Here is a 16,131-nt window from a genome sequence, read left to right as displayed (position 1 = left end):
AGCCATGATGGGACAGCGGGCACAGGCGTTCCAGTGATCACTAGGCGTAGGAACCTTCATGATCACTGATGCCTGTGCCCGCCTCCTACCCGGCTCATCCCCGCTGACCTATTTGCGCGCCCTCTAACCTTGTTCTTTAACCTACGGTGTCCGGCGGGGCGGATGATCCTGTGTGGACGCGGCGTGTCGTGGAGACGGAAGACGGCCACCGTTTGATGATCTTCGGGTTCCCTGGCAGGACACGAAGATCAAGGCGGTGGCCGTGGCCACGATTCTGGACTACCTGAGCGGTCTGGGGTTACCCGACACGCCCACGACCGACCCCGCATCGGTGCTAGCGGGATTGCGTCGGGACTTCTACCAGTGCCTGACCCGGCGGGCGGACGTGTTGTTCGAGCTCACCGACGCGGTGCTGTGCGCGGACGGGCCGGTGCACAGTCTGGTCGATCTCACGCTGACGGCCGAGCACCGGCGTGGTCACGGCGCCCTGTACGACGGGTTGAACAACGGCCGCATCGACATCGGCCGGCTACGCACGACCCTCGCGGGTCTGCCGCTGCCGAGGACCGCGGACGGGCGGATCGTCCTGGCGGTCGATGTCACTAACTGGCTGCGCCCGGACGCGTCGACCTCGGCGGACCGGCTGTTCTGCCACGTCTACGGCCGGGCGAAGGGTCAGGCCCAGCTGATTCCCGGCTGGCCGTACTCGTTCGTCGCCGCGCTGGAATCGGGTCGCACCAGCTGGACCGCGCTGCTGGACGCGGTCCGACTCGGACCCGCCGACGACGCCACCGCCGTGACCGCCGATCAGCTCCGCGACGTCGTCAACCGTCTCATCGTTGCAGGGCACTGGCGCGACGGCGACCCTGAGATCCTTGTCGTCGCCGACACCGGCTACGACATCACCCGACTGGCGTTCGTCCTGGCAGATCTGCCGGTGCAACTACTCGGTCGCCTGCGCACCGACCGGGTACTACGACTACCCAAACCGCCCCGACTGCCCGGCGCCACCGGCCGCCCACCCAAGCACGGACCCGAGTTCCGCCTGGACACCCCGGCCACGTGGCCGGCGCCGCAGCACCACACCACCATCGCCACGACCCGCTACGGCACCGCCCACGCCTGCAGCTGGGACCGGCTGCACCCGCGGTTGACCCGCCGCACCTGCTGGATCGACCACGACGGTGACCTGCCCGTCATCGCCGGCACCCTGATCCGGCTGCAGGTCGAGCACCTACCCGGCGACCGCAACCCCAAGCCGGTGTGGCTGTGGTGCTCCGCCGTCGACGCCACCGCCACGGACGTCAACCGGTGGTGGCAGGCGTTCCTACGCAGATTCGACCTGGAGCACACGTTCCGGCTGTTCAAACAGACCCTCGGCTGGACCCGACCGAAACTGCGCACACCAGAGGCCGCCGACCGCTGGACCTGGCTGATCATCACCGCCCACACCCAACTCCGCCTCGCCCGACCCCTCGCCGCGGACCTGCGCCGCCCATGGGAACGACCCACCCCACCCGGCCGGCTCACCCCCGCCCGCGTCCGCCGAGGATTTCGGAACCTCCGCGCGAACAGCGCCCTACCCGCCGGCGCGCCGAAACCCGCAAGACCAGGCCCCGGACGCCCACCCGGCTCCACCAACCGCCGACCAGCGCCCCGCCACGACGTCGGGAAAACCGCCAAACGTGACCTCAGCATCACCGCTCATAAACAGCGCACAGGTTAAAGATCAAGCTAAGAACGTGTCGTTTCTTTTCGGAGGGCGCGAGTGAGGCGGCGGACGGCGTCGTCCATGAGGTCGGGTGGGGCTGCGGCGTAGGTCAGGCGCAGGTGCGGCGCCGGGGGTTCGGCCGCGTACCAGGGGCGGCCGGGGAAGACGATGACGCCTTCGGCGGCAGCTGCGGCGGCCAGCGCGACGTCGTCGGTGCTGTCGGGCAGGCGGGCCCACAGGTGCAGGCCGCCGCGTGGGATCGTCGATGGGGCGAGTTCCGGCAGGTGCCGGCGCAGTGCGGTCAGCAGCGCTTCGCGACGTGTCCGCAGCGCGGTGCGCAGGGTGCGGCGGTGCCGTGTCCAGGCCGGGGCGGTGACGAACTCCAGCGTGGCCTGCTGCAGCGGGCCGGCGACGAAGAAGTCGTCGAGCAACCTGGCCGAGCGCAGCCGGGCGCCGGCTGGGCCGCGGGCACCGATCGCGGCGACACGCAGGCCCGGAGCGGCGGACTTGGTCAGTGAGCGCAGGTAGATCACGTGCCCGTCAGCGTCGTCGGCGGCCAGCGGTGGCGGGGCCTCTCCGTCGATGGTGAGGTCGCGGGCGTAGTCGTCCTCGATCAGGAACGCTCCGGCATCGCGTATGGCCTCGGCGACCTCAGCCCGGCGGTGAGCTGCCAGTGTCGCACCGGTCGGGTTGGCGTAGAGCGGTTGGCAGTAGAACAGTCGCGCCCTGGTGCGAGCAAACGCGGCGGCGAGTTGGTCAGGGAGTACGCCGTCGGCATCGGCGGGCACTGGTACCACCCGCAGCCCAGCCGCCCGGGCCGCGGCCAGCGCCCCCAGGTAAGTCGGGGACTCGACGAGCAGGGTGTCGCCGGGTGCGGCGAGCGCGCGCAACGCGGACGACAGCGCCGCCTGCCCGCCCGGGCAGATAACCATGTCGCCGGCGCGCAGCCGGGCCCCGGCCTCACGGGCGAACCAGGCGCGCAGGTCCTCACGCCCCTCGGCCGGCCCGCGTAGCCAGGCCGCGGGCTGCCGGGCAGCGCGGGTGAGCGCGGCGCCGAGCGCCGCAGCCGGCTGCAGATCTGCGTCCAGGTAGCCGCCGGACAGCGGGATCGCTCCTGCGGGCGGTAACGCGAGTAGCGCCTGCATCTCCTCCTCGCCGGGTCGGCGGGGGCCGAGCGCGACGGTCTGCCAGGACAGGTCGGGGGCGCGTCGCTCGTCCGGTGGGGCGGCCACGAAGGTGCCCTTCCCCGATCGCGTCTCGATCAGCCCTTGCGCCACCAGCTGTCGGACCGCCTCGGCGACGGTCACGGGCGAGGCCTGGTGCCGGGCGGTCAACTCGCGCACCGAGGGCAGCCGAGTTCCGAGGTCCGCGGCGGCCACGAGCCCGCGCAGATCTTGGATAACGCGGTCCACTGCGTTACCGTTTCTCATGAGGGATAAGAGTAGCGCTACTGTCGCAACCACGGTAACGGCGGATCGGGTCATCGGCCTCACCCTCGGCGCGCTGGGCGTGCTCGCCTTCAGCATGTCGCTGCCCGCCACCCGCGTCGCCGTGCAGCAACTCGACCCGTGGTTCGTCGCCTTCGGCCGGGCCGTCGGTGCGGCGCTACTGGCATGGGCGTACCTACGTTTCACCGGCGCGCCGCGGCCCACCCGGAGCCAGTGGCGGCGGCTGTCGATCGTCGCCCTTGGCGTCGTCGTCGGCTTCCCGCTGTTCACCTCGCTGGCACTGACCACCCAAACCTCCGCACACGGCGCGGTCGTCATCACCGTGCTGCCCGCCATGACTGCCGTGTTCGCGGTACTGCGGGCCGGCGAGCGCCCACCGCTGCTGTTCTGGGTCGCCAGCGTCGGCGGGCTGCTGGCGGTGCTCGCCTTCCTGATCACCAGCGGTACGGTGCACGGCGCACTGTCGGCCGCCGACCTGTTCCTGCTCGCGGCGGTCGTCCTGTGTGGGCTGGGATACGCCGAGGGCGGCGCGCTCGCCCGGGAACTGGGCGGCGCCCGGACGATCTGCTGGGCGCTGCTGCTCTCACTGCCCGTCACCCTGCTCATCACGCTCGTCGCCGCCTCGGCCCACCCGCCGCGCGCCGACGCCGCCGCCTGGTCGGCGTTCGGCTACCTCACCGCGATCTCCATGTTCCTAGGCTTTTTCGCCTGGTACGCAGGTCTGGCCCGAGGTGGCGTCGCCCAGGTCGGCCAGATCCAGCTCGCCCAGCCGGTACTCACCCTGCTCTGGTCCGCGCTACTGCTCGCAGAGACCGTCACCCCTGCCTCGATCGGGGCAGCGCTGGTCGTGCTGGCCTGCGTCGTACTGATCCAACGCAACCGCAGCGTGCGTGCAACAAACCAGGACGCCACCGCTGACGCGACCGACCCCGCCCTTCCACCACCCATGCCCCGGCACAAGGCATCCACGCGAGCGGCCGGCCCCACCCGCTAGTCCCTGAACCTGTCAACGTGACGGACCCGGCCACACTCAACTCGGCCATGGAAAGACGTTCTGCGTGTCGATGCAGGACGTAGGAACGTCCCCCTGATGCGCTTGTCGGGCTTGGTGTCCCATCGCAGGAGGAGGTGAGCTGCCAGCCCAGAGCCTTGGCTAGCACCAGCGCCGACGCCCGCAGCCGCATCGGCCGATTGGAACGCACGCTCACGCACGCCGCGACCCGATCGCGGCAAAAGCGTGCGTCGACGACGCGCTGGTTCGCATGGTCCGACATTTCACCGGGCCGAGGCGTTCAAGGCCCAGCTGCGGACCACGCCTACACCCCGCTCTGGCTCGATAGCTCGGGCGCCCGGTTGACCTGACCCTGGAGGCGTGGAGCGCCAGCGGACCACGCCGGGTCGGCCGCTGATGGCTACCCGGCTGCACCCTCAACTGCCGCCGACGCCACCTTGACTTCGCCGATTGAGTCGATGGGCGGGATCGTGTAGTCCCATGTTTCGGTGTAGCCGTCCTCGCGCTGTGATGCCAATCTTGCGTTGTTCACGGCCGTGGAAAGCGCGACGCAGCAGGTACAAGTATCCCGGTTTGGCAGGGCTGTAGCCGATGACCGCGCAGGTCGGGCAGTTGGTGTCTCCGGCCGTCCGCATAGAAACCTTGGTGGTCCACTCGTGGTCGGGGACTTATGTGCGCCGACGACGCCATCCCGGGCGGCGTCTTTGCGGCAGCGCCAGACGAGCCGGTGTGAGTGCCGGCCGTGACCTGGTCTGCGGTCAGGCCATCGTTCAGATCGGGATCAAGTTTGGCGGCGATCTCTGGGAAGCAGGACTCAAGAGAGTTCGTCACCGACAAGCGCTTTCGCCGATCTGTCGTGGCGGCCGGTGGCCCGCGCCCTCGGAGTGTCGACCACGACGCTGGTGCATCACTTCGGCACCAAGGAACAGATGCTCGAAACCATACTCGGGCGGTTGCGGGAACGTACGTTCACGGCCACGAGCGACGCCGTCGGCGACCAGCCCGACCTGGCCGCGGCCGCGGTCTGGATTCGCACCTCCGACCCGCGCCAGTGGGCGGAGTTCCGACTGTTCTTCGCGGTCTACGGACGCGCCCTACAGGCGCCGCGACAGTTCACGGAGTTCCTCGATCGCGTCGTGGCCGACTGGATGAGCGCCCTGGTCGACGCGCAAGGACCGGACACCGACCCGGCGACAGCGACACGCACCGCCGCCCTGGTCATCGCGACGATCCGCGGCCTGGTGCTCGACCTGCTGGCCACCGGCGAGCAGGACCGCGTCCAGGACGCGGCCAACAGCTTCCTGGCGACTCTCGAAAACGGCCCACGGCCACAGAGCAAACACAGCCACGCTGAGCGGTCGGCTCTGGGAACGCGGCGATCCGATTGGTCGATCCTCGAATGCCGGTCAGGGCCGCTCGGCCTCCGCCGACGCACCGGTGATCATCGAGACGATCTCGTTGCGGTTGGTCTCCTCGATATGCCGGACACCGACCTGGCGCCCTCGGCGCAGCACGGCCACCCGGTCGGCGATCCGGAACACCTGGTCGAGGTTGTGGCTGACGACCAGCACGGCGGCGCCCCGGTCACGCAACTTCATGATCAACTGCTCTACCTTGGCAGTCTCGGCCACACCGAGTGCCGCGGTCGGCTCGTCCATCAGCACCAGGCCGCTCGCCCAGTGCGTGGCACGGCAGATCGCCACCGCCTGCCGCTGCCCGCCGGAGAGGTCCCGGATCGTCGCCTTCGCGCTGGGGATGCGGACGTCCAGGGCATCCACCAACTCCTGGGTTTCCCGCGCCATCCGGCGCCGGTCGAGCAGCCGCAGCGGGCCGCGGGTCAGTTCCCGGCCGAGGAACATGTTCATGTAGACCGGCTGCGAGTCGGCCAGGGCCAGGTCCTGGTAGACCACCTCGACACCCTGCCGCCGGGCGTCGGAGGCGTCCCGGAACACCACCGGCCGGCCGTGCATCCGCAGCTCGCCCTCGGTCGGCTGATATACGCCGGAAATGATCTTCACGAGGGTGGACTTGCCGGCGCCGTTGTCACCGACCAGTGCGGTGATCTCCCCGGCGGCCAGTTCCAGGTCGAAGCGCTCGATCGCGACGACCCCGCCGAACTGCTTGCGGATGTCGCGCAGCTGCAACGGCGGTGCGCCCGTGCCGGCCGCGTCGCCGGCCGGAAGGGTGTTCTGGGTGACCGTGCTCATGATGCCCTCCCTGTGCTGCCAGCCGCGTGGTTGCGTGCATCGGTGCCGCTCGGTGTGTCGGTGCTGTCGATCCGGATCGGCGTGGACCCGTCGGCGGCGTAGATGCCTGGCACGACCGGGGTACCGGACCGGACGCCGGTCACTCCCGCGGTCAGTGCCCGGGTGACGAACACCTGTGGCCGGAACCCGAACAGGACCGTGTCGCCGGGCGCGACGGCCGGTACGGCACCGACGTCGGCCATCGCGTAGTAGTCGATCGCCTCCGGCGCGGGCATCTCCACGTCGACCAGATGCGCGTCGTCGAGACCGCCGCCCCGGGGCACGATCAGGGCGCGGGTGCCGCCCAGGCCGAGCACGGGGTCGACGTAGAGTCCGCCGCCGAAGACGTAGGCCCGACCGTCCCACAGGTGGGACACCTCGCTGACGTAGAGCACGGCCGGCTCCTCGACCAGGTCGGTGACCGCGTGCCAGGGCGTCGTGCCGGTCAGCCCGTGGCCGGGCTCGACCTGCGTGGCGCCGGCCTCGGCGAGCATGGCCAGTATCGCGGCGGACGTCGTACCCGGGGCGTTGATCTCGACGTGCGACCGCCCGGCTGCGCGCAGCGCGGCGGCGGCGGTCCGCACGGTGTCGAGGTTGGGGGTCGGCACGACCCGGCCGGCGGCCGGGTCGAACAGCTGGGTCGGGAAGCTGGTGACACCCGCGAACCGAGCCCCGGGAAGGGCGTCGAGCCGGTCGGCGACCTCGACGATCTCGTCAGCCGGGTAGCCGCCCTCGTGACCCCGGTAGAAGCGGTCGCCGGGTGCCATGACCCGGGCGAGCAGCGCCTGCTCCCGCCCGGTCGCGGCATTCGCGGCCGCCGCCTCGCCGGCCTTGGTGTCGTTGAAGACGGTCCAGTACCTCGGGGCGAGCGCGGCGGCGGTGGCCGCCTCGTGCCGGGGGATCTGCACCAGGTGACCGAGGTGGCCGATGCCGAGCCCGCCGCGCCGGTCGGCGAGCGCGCACTGCAGGTCGACGCCGACCGCCTCGGTGATGCCGGCGTCGCGGATCGTCCGGCAGAAGTCGGGATTCCGCCCGACCTGCTTGGTCATCGCGTACGCGGACAGCCCGAGGTGGTCGGCCTCGCGCCGGATGGCGGCGGCGTTGGCCGCGACGGTGTCCAGATCCAGCGCGTAGCAGTTGGTCGGCAGGTCGCCCCTCTGGTGCAGGTGCGCGGCAGCGGCCAGGAGGCCCGGGTTGCGGCGTCGCAGCAGATCCAGAAACATGCGCTTGCTTCCTTCCGGGTCAGTTGCGCCTCTCGCGCAGCGAGAGGGAGACGGCCACGAGGATGATCGCGCCGCGCGCCATCATCTGCTGGGACACGGACAGCCCGGCCAGGATCAGGCCGTTGTTGAGCATGCCCATCAGCAGGCTGCCCAGCAGCGCTCCGACGATGGAGCCCTTGCCGCCGAACAGGCTGGTCCCGCCGACGATCACGGCGGCGATCACGGACATCAGGTCGGCCTCGCCGAGGGTGTAACGGGCGCCCTGCAGGCGGCCGGCGTACAGCAGGCCGGCGAGAGCGGCGCACATCGCGCTGCCCATCAGCACCATGATCTTGACGCGGACCACCTTGATGCCGCTGACCCGGGCCGCGGCCACGTTGTCACCGATCGCGAGGGTGTGCGCTCCGTACCGGGTCTGCCGCAGCACGATGTAGCCGACGACCACGGCCGCCACTGACCAGAGCACCAGGCCGGGAATGCCGAAGACCTCGCCCTGGCCGAAGAGTGTGAGGAACGCGTCGTTGCCGACCGGCACCGACTGCAGGCCGGTGACCTCGCGGGCCAGGCCGGCCACCGCCCCCATCGTGGCGAGGGTGACCAGGAAGGAGGGCAGCCGGACGAGGGTGACGAAGACCCCGTTGACCAGGCCGACCGCCGCGCCGGCAGCCAGCCCGGCGGCCGCACCGAGCAGCATGCTGTCGGTTTCTCGCAACGTCACCGCGCCGACCAGCGCGGAGAGCGCGACGACCGAGCCGATCGACAGGTCGATCTCGCCGGCTGCCAGCACGAAGACCAACCCGACCGCCATGACCGTGATCGGTGCGGTCTGGATGACGATATTGGTGAGGTTGCTGGTGGTCAGGAAGCCGTTGCTGCCCTGGGTGATGGCAAAGAACAGGAACACGACGGCGAAGCCGATATAGACCACGTAGTCGCGCCAGTTGACCCTGCTCCAGGCCGGTCCGCTTCTGGCCTTCACCGCCGCATCGGTCTGGGTCATCTATCGTCCCTCCACTGATTCGAAAGAGGTGTTCCGGTCGGGCTGGGTCGCAACGGGCCACGCCGCCGAACTGGGGTGGGCCGGCAGAACGGGCTTGGCCGGCAGATCGGGGTGGGCGCCGGCCTCCTGGCGGGCGACCGCGACGGCGCCGAGCAGACCGGCCCGGTCGCCGAGCTGGCTGGTCTTGATCGCCGGGACGTCCGCGCTCAGCGCGGCGACCCAGCGCCGGACCGGCTCGACCAGCTCGACCCGGGAGCCGATCCCACCGCCGAGGACGACCGCCTCCGGGTCGAGGACGGCGGTGACCGCGACGACGGCCAGTGCGATAAACCGGGCCTCCTCGTCGATGGCCGCCCGGGCGCCGTGATCGCCGGCCGCGGCCCGGTCGAAGACATCGGGCACGGTGGCCTGCTCGCCGCTCAGCGCTCGGTACCGGGCGGCGAGGGCGGCGCCGGCCACCGCCTCCTCCAGCGCGCCATGGACCTGGTTCGCCGGGTCGAACGGGTCGGTGCCCAGCGGCAGGTAGGAGATCTCCCCCGCCGCGCCACGAGCCCCGCGGACCAGCTCCCCGTTCAGCACGATGCCCATGCCGATCCCGGTGCCGACCGCCACGAACACGAAGTGCCGGTGGTTACGTCCGCTGCCCAGCCACCGCTCACCGGCGGCCGCCATGTTGACGTCGTTGTCCAGCACCACCGGGTGTCCCAGCCGGCGGGTCAGCTCGGCCCGGACGTCGATGGCCCCGAGTTCGGAGACGTTCGGGGCGAGGTCGATGGTGCCGGTCGTCGGGTGCGGGGCGCCGGGCAGGCCGATCGCGCTGGCCCGGATGTCGGACCAGTCCACGCCGCCACGGGCGGCCAGGTCGCGGAGCAGGTCGTCGATCTGCTCGGCGACAGCCACCCCACCGCGGGGGTCGGTGGCCAGCACATCCTCGGTCACGATGTGACCGGCGAGATCCGCGAGCGCAGCCCGGAGCTTGGTGCCGCCGAGGTCCACCCCGGCGACGTACTCGGCCGGACCGGACGGCGGGCGCGAGTTCCCGGCCATCAGCCGACCGTCAGGAGTCGGGCCGGGTTGGCCACCAACATCTGGTCGAGCGCCTCCGGCGGCACGCCGAGCCGGGCGAGCCCCGGCACGATCTCCCGGCCCAGATACGAGTACCCGAGGCGGCCGTGCGTGCCCGGGTTCAGGTACGCCTCGGCGCCGGTCAGGTCCATCGAGAGCAGGATCCGGTCGGCGTACCCGTCCCGGACCAACCCGGCGAGCATGTCCAACCGGGCGTGGTCCGGCCGGTGGTACGCCCGCTTGCCGAACTCGCCCTCCGGCGGGTTCTTGGGCAGCGGGGCGAGCACGAAGTCCCAGAACTGCTTGCCGAGCGTGTCGAAGGCGATGTTGACGCCGGTCGCCAGCACCGCCCGCAGGTAGTCCGGGTCGGGGTTGATGTCCAGGTGGCCGATGACGATCCGGGAGAGGTCGGCCTTTTCCTCGCGCAGGATCTCGACCTGCTCCAGCGCCATCGTGCCGTGCGTGGTGTGGGTGTTCACCGACAGCCCGGTGGCGACGTGGGCGCGGGCGGCGGCCCGTAGGCACTTCTCCTCGTGCGGGGTGATCTCGTTCAGCCCGGTGGCCTGCTCCCCGAAGATGCCGACCTTGACACCGGTGTCCCCCACCCCGATCGTGGCGTCGGCGACGAACCGCTCCCGCATCTCGTCCACACTGGCGTTCAGCGCCCAGCCCGGCGAGTACGGCTCCAGGTAGATCGCCGACCCGGCGACGACGTGCAGACCGGTACGCCGGGCCACCTCGCGGAGCAGGGCCACGTCGTGACCCACCACTTCGTACGGGGACAGATCCACGATCGTGCCGAAGCCCAGTTCCGGCAGAGCCCGTACCGCGGCGACGGCGAGGTCCGCGCGGTCGTCGCCGGCACCGCCGGACAGCCACGGCCCGGGCACCAGCGCGCCGAGGTGCTCGTGACTCAGCACCCGGCCGAGCGACTCGGGGGACACCGGCCCGAGGACTGTCTGGACGTACCCCATCTGGCTTTTCCTTCCATCGCTTCGCAGCGGCCACCGCGTATACGGCCGAGGCCGTGTCGCGCGCCGGGGTGAGGTCCGAGGCCTCTTCCCAGAAAAGGCCCCGGACCTCGCGTTACCTGCCGTCAGTTGCCGCGCACCTCGGCCGGCGGCTCCTGGCCGTAGTCGTCGCGCCAGGCCTCGGCGATGTTGTCCTTGGTGGCGGCCATCGGCGATCCGACGACCAGCTCCGGAGCCTTCTTGCCGATCAGCCCGTAGGCGGCGACGATGCCCAGGTTCTGGCCGAGCCGGGTGGAGCCGTTGGCGACGACGCCAGCGATGTTTCCGCCCTTGACCATGTCGGCGGCGAGGTTCGCCTCCAGGTCATTGGTGACGATCTTGACGTCGGTACGCCCCTGCTGCCGGGTTGCGGCGAGCACGCCCTCGGCGGCGGTGGCCCAGGCGACGTAGACGCCGTTGAGGTCGGAGTGGCGGGTCAGCATCGCGGTGGCGATGTCCTCGGTCCGCGCCGGGTCGGAGAAGCCCGTCTCCTCGACGATCTTGATGTCCGGGTAGAGGTAGCCCAGCCAGTCCTTGAACGCCTTGTCGCGCTGGTTGGTGAACCAGAAGTCGGCGTCGTGGTAGATGTAGCCGACCTTGCCCTTGCCTCCGAGCGCCTTGCCGAGCATCTCCGCATTGGCTTTGCCGAACGCGGTCAGGTCGGCGGTGACGATCCCGACGATCTGCTCCCCGGCCTTGTAGTCCTTCGGCGGGGTGGTCATCACGACCAGCTTGACGCCGGCGTCCACGGCGGGCTTGAAGGCCGCGGCCGCCGCGGTGGGATCGACCGCGATGGTGACAATCAGGTCGGGTTTGAGCGCCAGGACGGTCTGCACGTTGTTGGCCTGCCGGGCCGCGTCGAACTCGGCGCTGGTGCTGGCCAGAACCTTGATGCCGAGCTGGTCGAACTCCTTGCGGACCCCGGACTCCACCGCCTTGGTCAGGGCGGAACCCTCGTGCCAGACGAAGGCGGCCGAGTAGTTGCCGTCCTTGACCTTCTGCTGCTCCTCGGGGGTCAGCGAAAGCTGGTCGGCGGCGGTCGGCGTCTCGCCGCCGGGGCCGACGAACGACAGGCTCGGTTCGGTGCGGGGGCCGCTCGACGCGCCGCTACCGTCGCTGGACGTCTCGTTCGAGCAGGCGCTGACCAGGAGTGCCAAGGCACATATTGCGCCCAGGGCGGCCGCACGTCTACGGGTGAGATTCATAGCTCTTCCCTCCACAGCAACGGGTCCCGGAACCGGTGGCTCCGGACTGACACGGGGTTCCGACGCGACCGGCACGGCACGTGACAGGGACCCGTGCCGTCACCCCGGGCTCCGGTGCGTACCGGTGAGGCGGCGGCCTCCATTTCCGTTCAGGCTGAAAGTATTAACGTGGTCGTCATGCTCGTCAAGGGGGTTGGTCGGGAGATTCCGTCCAATCACTTCGACCCAAAAGATCCATATGTTGCGGGCAGCGGGCCGGCGGCGGTGGCACGGTCGGTGCGGGGCGAACGGCCAGCGACAGCCGCGACTCGCCGAGCCGGCACGGGATCGGGTATTGCCCAAGTAGCGGCGCGGCCTTAGCATTCGGACGGAAAAGAAAGCGGGGGTGGACGTGGAAGCCCGAGCACCTCGGCGCGCGAACCGGTCGACCGTGCTGGCCCACGTCCTGACACACGGCCCGGTGACCCGCACGGCCATCGGCCAGGAGACCGACCTCTCCCCCGCCACTGTCTCGCGCATCGTCGAACAGCTCCTTGACGAGGGGCTGCTGACCGAGACCGATGGCACCCCGACCGCTACCCGGGGCCGACGGGCGACCCGGGTGGCGATCGCCGCCGGACGGGGCGTGGTCTGCGGGGTCGACGTTGGCGGTTCCAACGTCCGCCTGGTGGTGGCCGACCTCGCCGCCACGCCGCTGGTCGGCCGGACCGTCCCCACTCCGGCCGGCTACGACGCCCCTCGGCTGGCTCAGTGGCTGGCCGACCTGATCCGGCAGACCGTCGGCGACAACCTGGACCGGCTCGACTGCGTGGCGGTTGGGCTACCCGGCGCCGTCCGGCAGCACGACCGCACCGTATCCAACGCGCCCAACCTTCCTCAGGTGGAGGACCCGGAGTTCCTCCGGCTGCTGGAGAAGCGGCTGGCGACCGGGGTCGAGGTGGACAACGACTCCAACTACGCGCTCCTCGGCGAGCTACGCTTCGGCGCCGCCCGCTACGCGCAGACCGCGGTGATGTTCACCATCGGGGCTGGCCTCGGCGCCGGCGTCGCCATCGAACGGCGGCTGTTCCGGGGTCGCAGCGGCCTGGTCGGCGAGTTCGGGCACCTGCCGGCCGGTCCGCTGGGAGTCGCACTCGAACAGATCATCACCGGGCCCGGCATCCTCGCCCGCGCCCGCGACCTCGGCCTACCGTTCGACAACCCGGCCGACGTGTTCCACTCCAAAGACTCCCGACTGGTGCCGGTCAAGCAGTACGTCGAGCAGGCGCTGCTGATCATCCTCACCGCGGCGGTGGTCGCCTACGAACCCGAGGTGATCGTCCTTGGCGGCGGCATCTCCCACGCGCTCAAACCCGACCTCGGCCGGCTGGGCGGCCGGTTGCGGGAGATCGTGCCCCCCGCTGCGGCGGCCGTACACACCGCGGAGCTTGGGGACCTCTCCGGTGCGTTGGGTGCCGTGGTGGCGGCGTTGCACACCGCGTACGGGCGACTCGGGCTCGCCGAACTCGACCTCGCCCACGTACCCCAGTCGGACGCCCTCGCCGGCTCCGACCTGCCCGCGTTGTCCGCCAAGGTGATCGCGTAGCCGTCAGTAGCCCACCGCCATGAGGCCTCCGTGGGACAGCCGGCTGGCGAAGGCGGTCATGGACCAAGCGGGTCCCGCCTACGTCTGGCTCGCCAAGCCCAACGGCAAGCGCACCCGCAAGTACGTCTACGGCCAGACCCGTGAGGCCGTCCACGACAAGTGGATCAAACTTCACCAGCAGGCCAAGGTTAGGCCGGTGGCGACCAGCGTCCCCACGGTCGGCAGCTTCCTCACCTGATCGCTCACCGAGATCATCCAGCCCAACCGGGCACCGCCGACCTACGCCACCTACGAGACGTTCGTCCGCCGCTACATCGCCCCCGGCTTCGGAGCCAAACGGATCGACCGGCTCGAGCCGCGCGACGTGCAGACCTGGATCAACCAGGTGGCTCCCACCTGCCAATGCTGTGCCCAGGGCAAGAATGCGACGAGGCACGAGCGGCCGCCGGCAAGGCTTGGCACGAAGCCAACCTCATATTCACCACCCGCTATGGCACACCGATCGAGCCCCGCAACTTCCAACGCTCCTGGGAGACGCGGTGCGACAGAACAGGGGTCCGCTCGATCACCGTCCACGACGCCCGCCACACCTGCGCGACGCTGCTCGCCGACCTGGGCGTCCACCCGCGAGTCGCCATGCAGGTGCTCCGGCACGCCCGCTTCTCGGTGACGATGGAGATCTACACTAAGGTCTCGTCGAAGGCGACCCGCGACGCCCTCAAGCGCCTCGGCGATTCTCTCGGGCGCTGACGCGCCACCCGGCCAGGTTCCAGGCGGGCAGCGGTAACGCCGGGTGCTCCTTCAGCAGTCGCCAGCGCTGACGGCTGGCAGGTCGAGGTAGGCCAGCAGCCGCAGAACACCGGCGAGGTGTTGCAGGTCGTGCCAGAGCACCGGCACATCGTTCGCTGGGCGGCCCAGCAGCGCCCGCAGCTCCGCGATGTCATCGCTGCTCTGCCCGACGTCGATCCCCGATGCCGGATCGTCCCTCAGCTCGAAGGCGGTCGCCAGGTCGACGTTCCGGTAGAGGCCGACCCGACGTCCGACAGATCGATCTCCGCGCCGAACCGCTCCTCCACTGCGTCCAGCAGCATTCCGCACACCTGGCGAAGATCCTGGACCCTCAGCACGTCTGTCACATTCGCCGCCCTCTCGGCAGTGCCCCACACACATACAACGACCGCGGTTGCTGTACTTAACTGCTATACGGGGCAGCAAAAAGGCCAACCTCAATAAGCTCGGCTTTCCCGCGCTCTGGATCCCCGGCCTGGACGGCCAGGGTGCGCTGGACGACGTCGAGCACCTGCTGGCCGTCGCGCCGCGCGCCACCGTTGCGCTGGGTGTGCTGTCGATGCGGACCACCGGTCGCCGGCCGCGCCCGGCGACCGGTGGTCCGCGCTGAACGTGGCGTACGGACCCCGCGCCGTCATGGGCCTCGTGGTCAGCAGCGCCCATTCCGCCGCCAACGCCAGCCGGGACTACGGCAAGCCCACCGCGTCGATGGGCCGGTTCCTCGACGGCCTCGACGCCGCACCCCATCCGATCCCGGCCGACCGGCGTCTGTTGGGTGCGCTGGGTCCGAAGATGGTCCATCTGCCACCGCGCGGACCTCCGGTTGGCACCCGTTCCTGGTGACTCCCGAGTACTCGGCGGTGTAGCAGGCGCATGTGGGCGACGCCCCGCTCATCGCTCCCCACCTGGCGGTCGTCCTAGACCGCGATCCCGGCGGGTCATGACCGGTCCGGTCGGCCGCCCGTACCTCAGCATGTTCGGCAAGCTCCGCGAGAGTGCCGAGCAGCAATTGTGGCCGGGCTTTCGTCACGAGGCCACCACAGACTGGCTGCAACCGTTCGAGGACGGCATGCGAAGCATCGGCCGTCCCGAACTCGGCACCCTCGTGCTCGCGGTCGTCCGCGGTCTCATCATGGACATCGAGGCCACGGGCGATGCGTCGCGAGCCGATCAGGCCTTCGACGACTTCCTGGCGGCGCTCACTGCTGTCACCACTCGGGGCAATCGCGTCGGTCTGTCGGAAGCCGCCTTCGATACGCAGGCGACCTGAGCCGCGACGAGTGCGTCGGTGGGCCACTGGTCTGCCCTCTGCCGATCCCCACGCCGAGACTCGGAGGCCGCGCGCACGATGCCCGATCTCCTTGATCAGCGCGGCGTGGCCGGATCGTCGGACATCGCTATGCTGCCGGCCTGACGAGACGTCCCAAGGGTCCCCCACTGTTCCTCGTCGGTGCCATGCGCTCGTTGAGCGCCAGCCTGGCAGGCCTGTCCCGCCGCCTGTTCCCGCCCCCGCTGCCGCTGCTCGACCTGGTGGCCGGACAGTGGCGGGTGCACGCGCTGGGTGTGGCGGCTCGCCTCGGCGTCGCCGACGCTCTGGCTGACGGGCCACGGGACGTGGCGCAATTGGCCGCGACCACCGGCAGCCGCGAGGACAGCCTGTTCCGCGTGCTGCGGGCGCTCGCCGCCGACGGCATCTTCGCCCGCCTTTTTTTAGAGCGCCCGGCAGTAGGTCCAAGATTCGGACAGGCGAGTACCCGCGGGCAGTAGACAGGCACGGGTCCATCGATCATCGGAGTTCTCTACGCTCTGTGACCGATGGAGTCCCGTGCCTGCCCTG

15 protein-coding genes and 2 pseudogenes are annotated in these 16,131 nt (G+C 70.3%); 9 read left to right on the top strand and 8 right to left on the bottom strand.

Annotation, left to right across the window (positions count from 1 at the left end):
* Positions 1-271: 271 nt before the first annotated feature.
* Complete coding sequence (locus KBX63_RS34105) at positions 272-1,726, top strand: NF041680 family putative transposase (protein WP_374102299.1); 1,455 nt, start codon at positions 272-274, stop codon at positions 1,724-1,726.
* Between the two features lie 8 nt (positions 1,727-1,734).
* On the opposite strand, the gene KBX63_RS34100 is transcribed toward KBX63_RS34105, so the two are convergent.
* Positions 1,735-3,141, bottom strand: a complete 1,407-nt coding sequence (locus KBX63_RS34100; RefSeq protein ID WP_210918559.1) for a PLP-dependent aminotransferase family protein — start codon at positions 3,139-3,141, stop codon at positions 1,735-1,737.
* Between KBX63_RS34100 and KBX63_RS34095 the strand changes: the two genes are divergently transcribed.
* Positions 3,140-4,153, top strand: coding sequence for a DMT family transporter (locus tag KBX63_RS34095; RefSeq protein ID WP_210918558.1), 1,014 nt, complete (start codon positions 3,140-3,142; stop codon positions 4,151-4,153). The two genes, KBX63_RS34100 and KBX63_RS34095, sit on opposite strands and share 2 nt — an antisense overlap.
* A gap of 770 nt (positions 4,154-4,923) precedes the next feature.
* Positions 4,924-5,097: pseudogene (locus tag KBX63_RS36970) on the top strand (hypothetical protein); the annotation flags it as partial.
* A gap of 480 nt (positions 5,098-5,577) precedes the next feature.
* Here the strand turns inward: KBX63_RS36970 and KBX63_RS34085 are convergent.
* The 6 genes from KBX63_RS34085 to KBX63_RS34060 form a co-directional block, all read right to left on the bottom strand.
* On the bottom strand, positions 5,578-6,378 hold the full coding sequence (locus tag KBX63_RS34085) for an ATP-binding cassette domain-containing protein (RefSeq protein ID WP_210918557.1): 801 nt from the start codon (positions 6,376-6,378) through the stop codon (positions 5,578-5,580).
* A complete protein-coding gene (locus KBX63_RS34080) occupies positions 6,375-7,640 on the bottom strand; it encodes an alanine racemase (RefSeq protein WP_210918556.1) in 1,266 nt (421 codons plus the stop codon). The genes KBX63_RS34085 and KBX63_RS34080 overlap by 4 nt, the downstream gene beginning before the upstream one ends.
* 19 nt (positions 7,641-7,659) lie before the next feature.
* Complete coding sequence (locus KBX63_RS34075) at positions 7,660-8,640, bottom strand: ABC transporter permease (protein WP_210918555.1); 981 nt, start codon at positions 8,638-8,640, stop codon at positions 7,660-7,662.
* Positions 8,641-9,687, bottom strand: a complete 1,047-nt coding sequence (locus tag KBX63_RS34070) for an ROK family protein (RefSeq protein WP_210918554.1) — start codon at positions 9,685-9,687, stop codon at positions 8,641-8,643.
* Positions 9,687-10,679, bottom strand: a complete 993-nt coding sequence (locus KBX63_RS34065) for a phosphotriesterase (RefSeq protein ID WP_210918553.1) — start codon at positions 10,677-10,679, stop codon at positions 9,687-9,689. The genes KBX63_RS34070 and KBX63_RS34065 overlap by 1 nt, the downstream gene beginning before the upstream one ends.
* A gap of 122 nt (positions 10,680-10,801) precedes the next feature.
* Positions 10,802-11,920, bottom strand: coding sequence for a substrate-binding domain-containing protein (locus KBX63_RS34060; protein WP_210918552.1), 1,119 nt, complete (start codon positions 11,918-11,920; stop codon positions 10,802-10,804).
* A 385-nt stretch (positions 11,921-12,305) separates the two neighbouring features.
* Here KBX63_RS34060 and KBX63_RS34055 point away from each other — a divergent pair, with 385 nt between their 5' ends.
* Positions 12,306-13,505 (top strand): ROK family transcriptional regulator, encoded by a 1,200-nt coding sequence (locus KBX63_RS34055; RefSeq protein WP_307871943.1) that lies wholly within the window; start codon positions 12,306-12,308, stop codon positions 13,503-13,505.
* Positions 13,506-13,524: 19 nt separating this feature from the next.
* Positions 13,525-14,255: pseudogene (locus tag KBX63_RS34050) on the top strand (tyrosine-type recombinase/integrase).
* A gap of 51 nt (positions 14,256-14,306) precedes the next feature.
* Here the strand turns inward: KBX63_RS34050 and KBX63_RS34045 are convergent.
* Positions 14,307-14,603, bottom strand: a complete 297-nt coding sequence (locus tag KBX63_RS34045) for a hypothetical protein (protein ID WP_247663906.1) — start codon at positions 14,601-14,603, stop codon at positions 14,307-14,309.
* Positions 14,604-14,688: 85 nt separating this feature from the next.
* Here KBX63_RS34045 and KBX63_RS34040 point away from each other — a divergent pair, with 85 nt between their 5' ends.
* From KBX63_RS34040 to KBX63_RS34025, 4 genes are all read left to right on the top strand, one after another.
* Positions 14,689-14,904: a hypothetical protein gene (locus tag KBX63_RS34040; protein WP_210918551.1), complete on the top strand. Its 216-nt coding sequence runs from the start codon at positions 14,689-14,691 to the stop codon at positions 14,902-14,904.
* Positions 14,905-14,906: 2 nt separating this feature from the next.
* Positions 14,907-15,137 (top strand): hypothetical protein, encoded by a 231-nt coding sequence (locus tag KBX63_RS34035; RefSeq protein WP_210918550.1) that lies wholly within the window; start codon positions 14,907-14,909, stop codon positions 15,135-15,137.
* 97 nt (positions 15,138-15,234) lie between these two features.
* On the top strand, positions 15,235-15,564 hold the full coding sequence (locus KBX63_RS34030; protein WP_210918549.1) for a hypothetical protein: 330 nt from the start codon (positions 15,235-15,237) through the stop codon (positions 15,562-15,564).
* 194 nt (positions 15,565-15,758) lie between these two features.
* Positions 15,759-16,061, top strand: a complete 303-nt coding sequence (locus tag KBX63_RS34025; protein WP_210918548.1) for a hypothetical protein — start codon at positions 15,759-15,761, stop codon at positions 16,059-16,061.
* Positions 16,062-16,131: the final 70 nt, after the last annotated feature.

Origin of the sequence: Micromonospora sp. U21 (genome assembly GCF_018070045.1) — a bacterium.
Classification (GTDB): domain Bacteria; phylum Actinomycetota; class Actinomycetes; order Mycobacteriales; family Micromonosporaceae; genus Micromonospora.
The sequence above is the reverse complement of the archived record's forward strand: the minus strand, read 5'-3'. Positions and strand labels throughout refer to the sequence as shown.

Coding starts and splice junctions, on each gene's coding strand:
- KBX63_RS34030 (WP_210918549.1), top strand. CDS start 15,235: ATGACCGGTCCGGTCGGCCGCCCGTACCTCAGCATGTTCGGCAAGCTC.
- KBX63_RS34085 (WP_210918557.1), bottom strand. CDS start 6,378: ATGAGCACGGTCACCCAGAACACCCTTCCGGCCGGCGACGCGGCCGGC.
- KBX63_RS34080 (WP_210918556.1), bottom strand. CDS start 7,640: ATGTTTCTGGATCTGCTGCGACGCCGCAACCCGGGCCTCCTGGCCGCT.
- KBX63_RS34095 (WP_210918558.1), top strand. CDS start 3,140: ATGAGGGATAAGAGTAGCGCTACTGTCGCAACCACGGTAACGGCGGAT.
- KBX63_RS34075 (WP_210918555.1), bottom strand. CDS start 8,640: ATGACCCAGACCGATGCGGCGGTGAAGGCCAGAAGCGGACCGGCCTGG.
- KBX63_RS34100 (WP_210918559.1), bottom strand. CDS start 3,141: ATGAGAAACGGTAACGCAGTGGACCGCGTTATCCAAGATCTGCGCGGG.
- KBX63_RS34070 (WP_210918554.1), bottom strand. CDS start 9,687: ATGGCCGGGAACTCGCGCCCGCCGTCCGGTCCGGCCGAGTACGTCGCC.
- KBX63_RS34060 (WP_210918552.1), bottom strand. CDS start 11,920: ATGAATCTCACCCGTAGACGTGCGGCCGCCCTGGGCGCAATATGTGCC.
- KBX63_RS34065 (WP_210918553.1), bottom strand. CDS start 10,679: ATGGGGTACGTCCAGACAGTCCTCGGGCCGGTGTCCCCCGAGTCGCTC.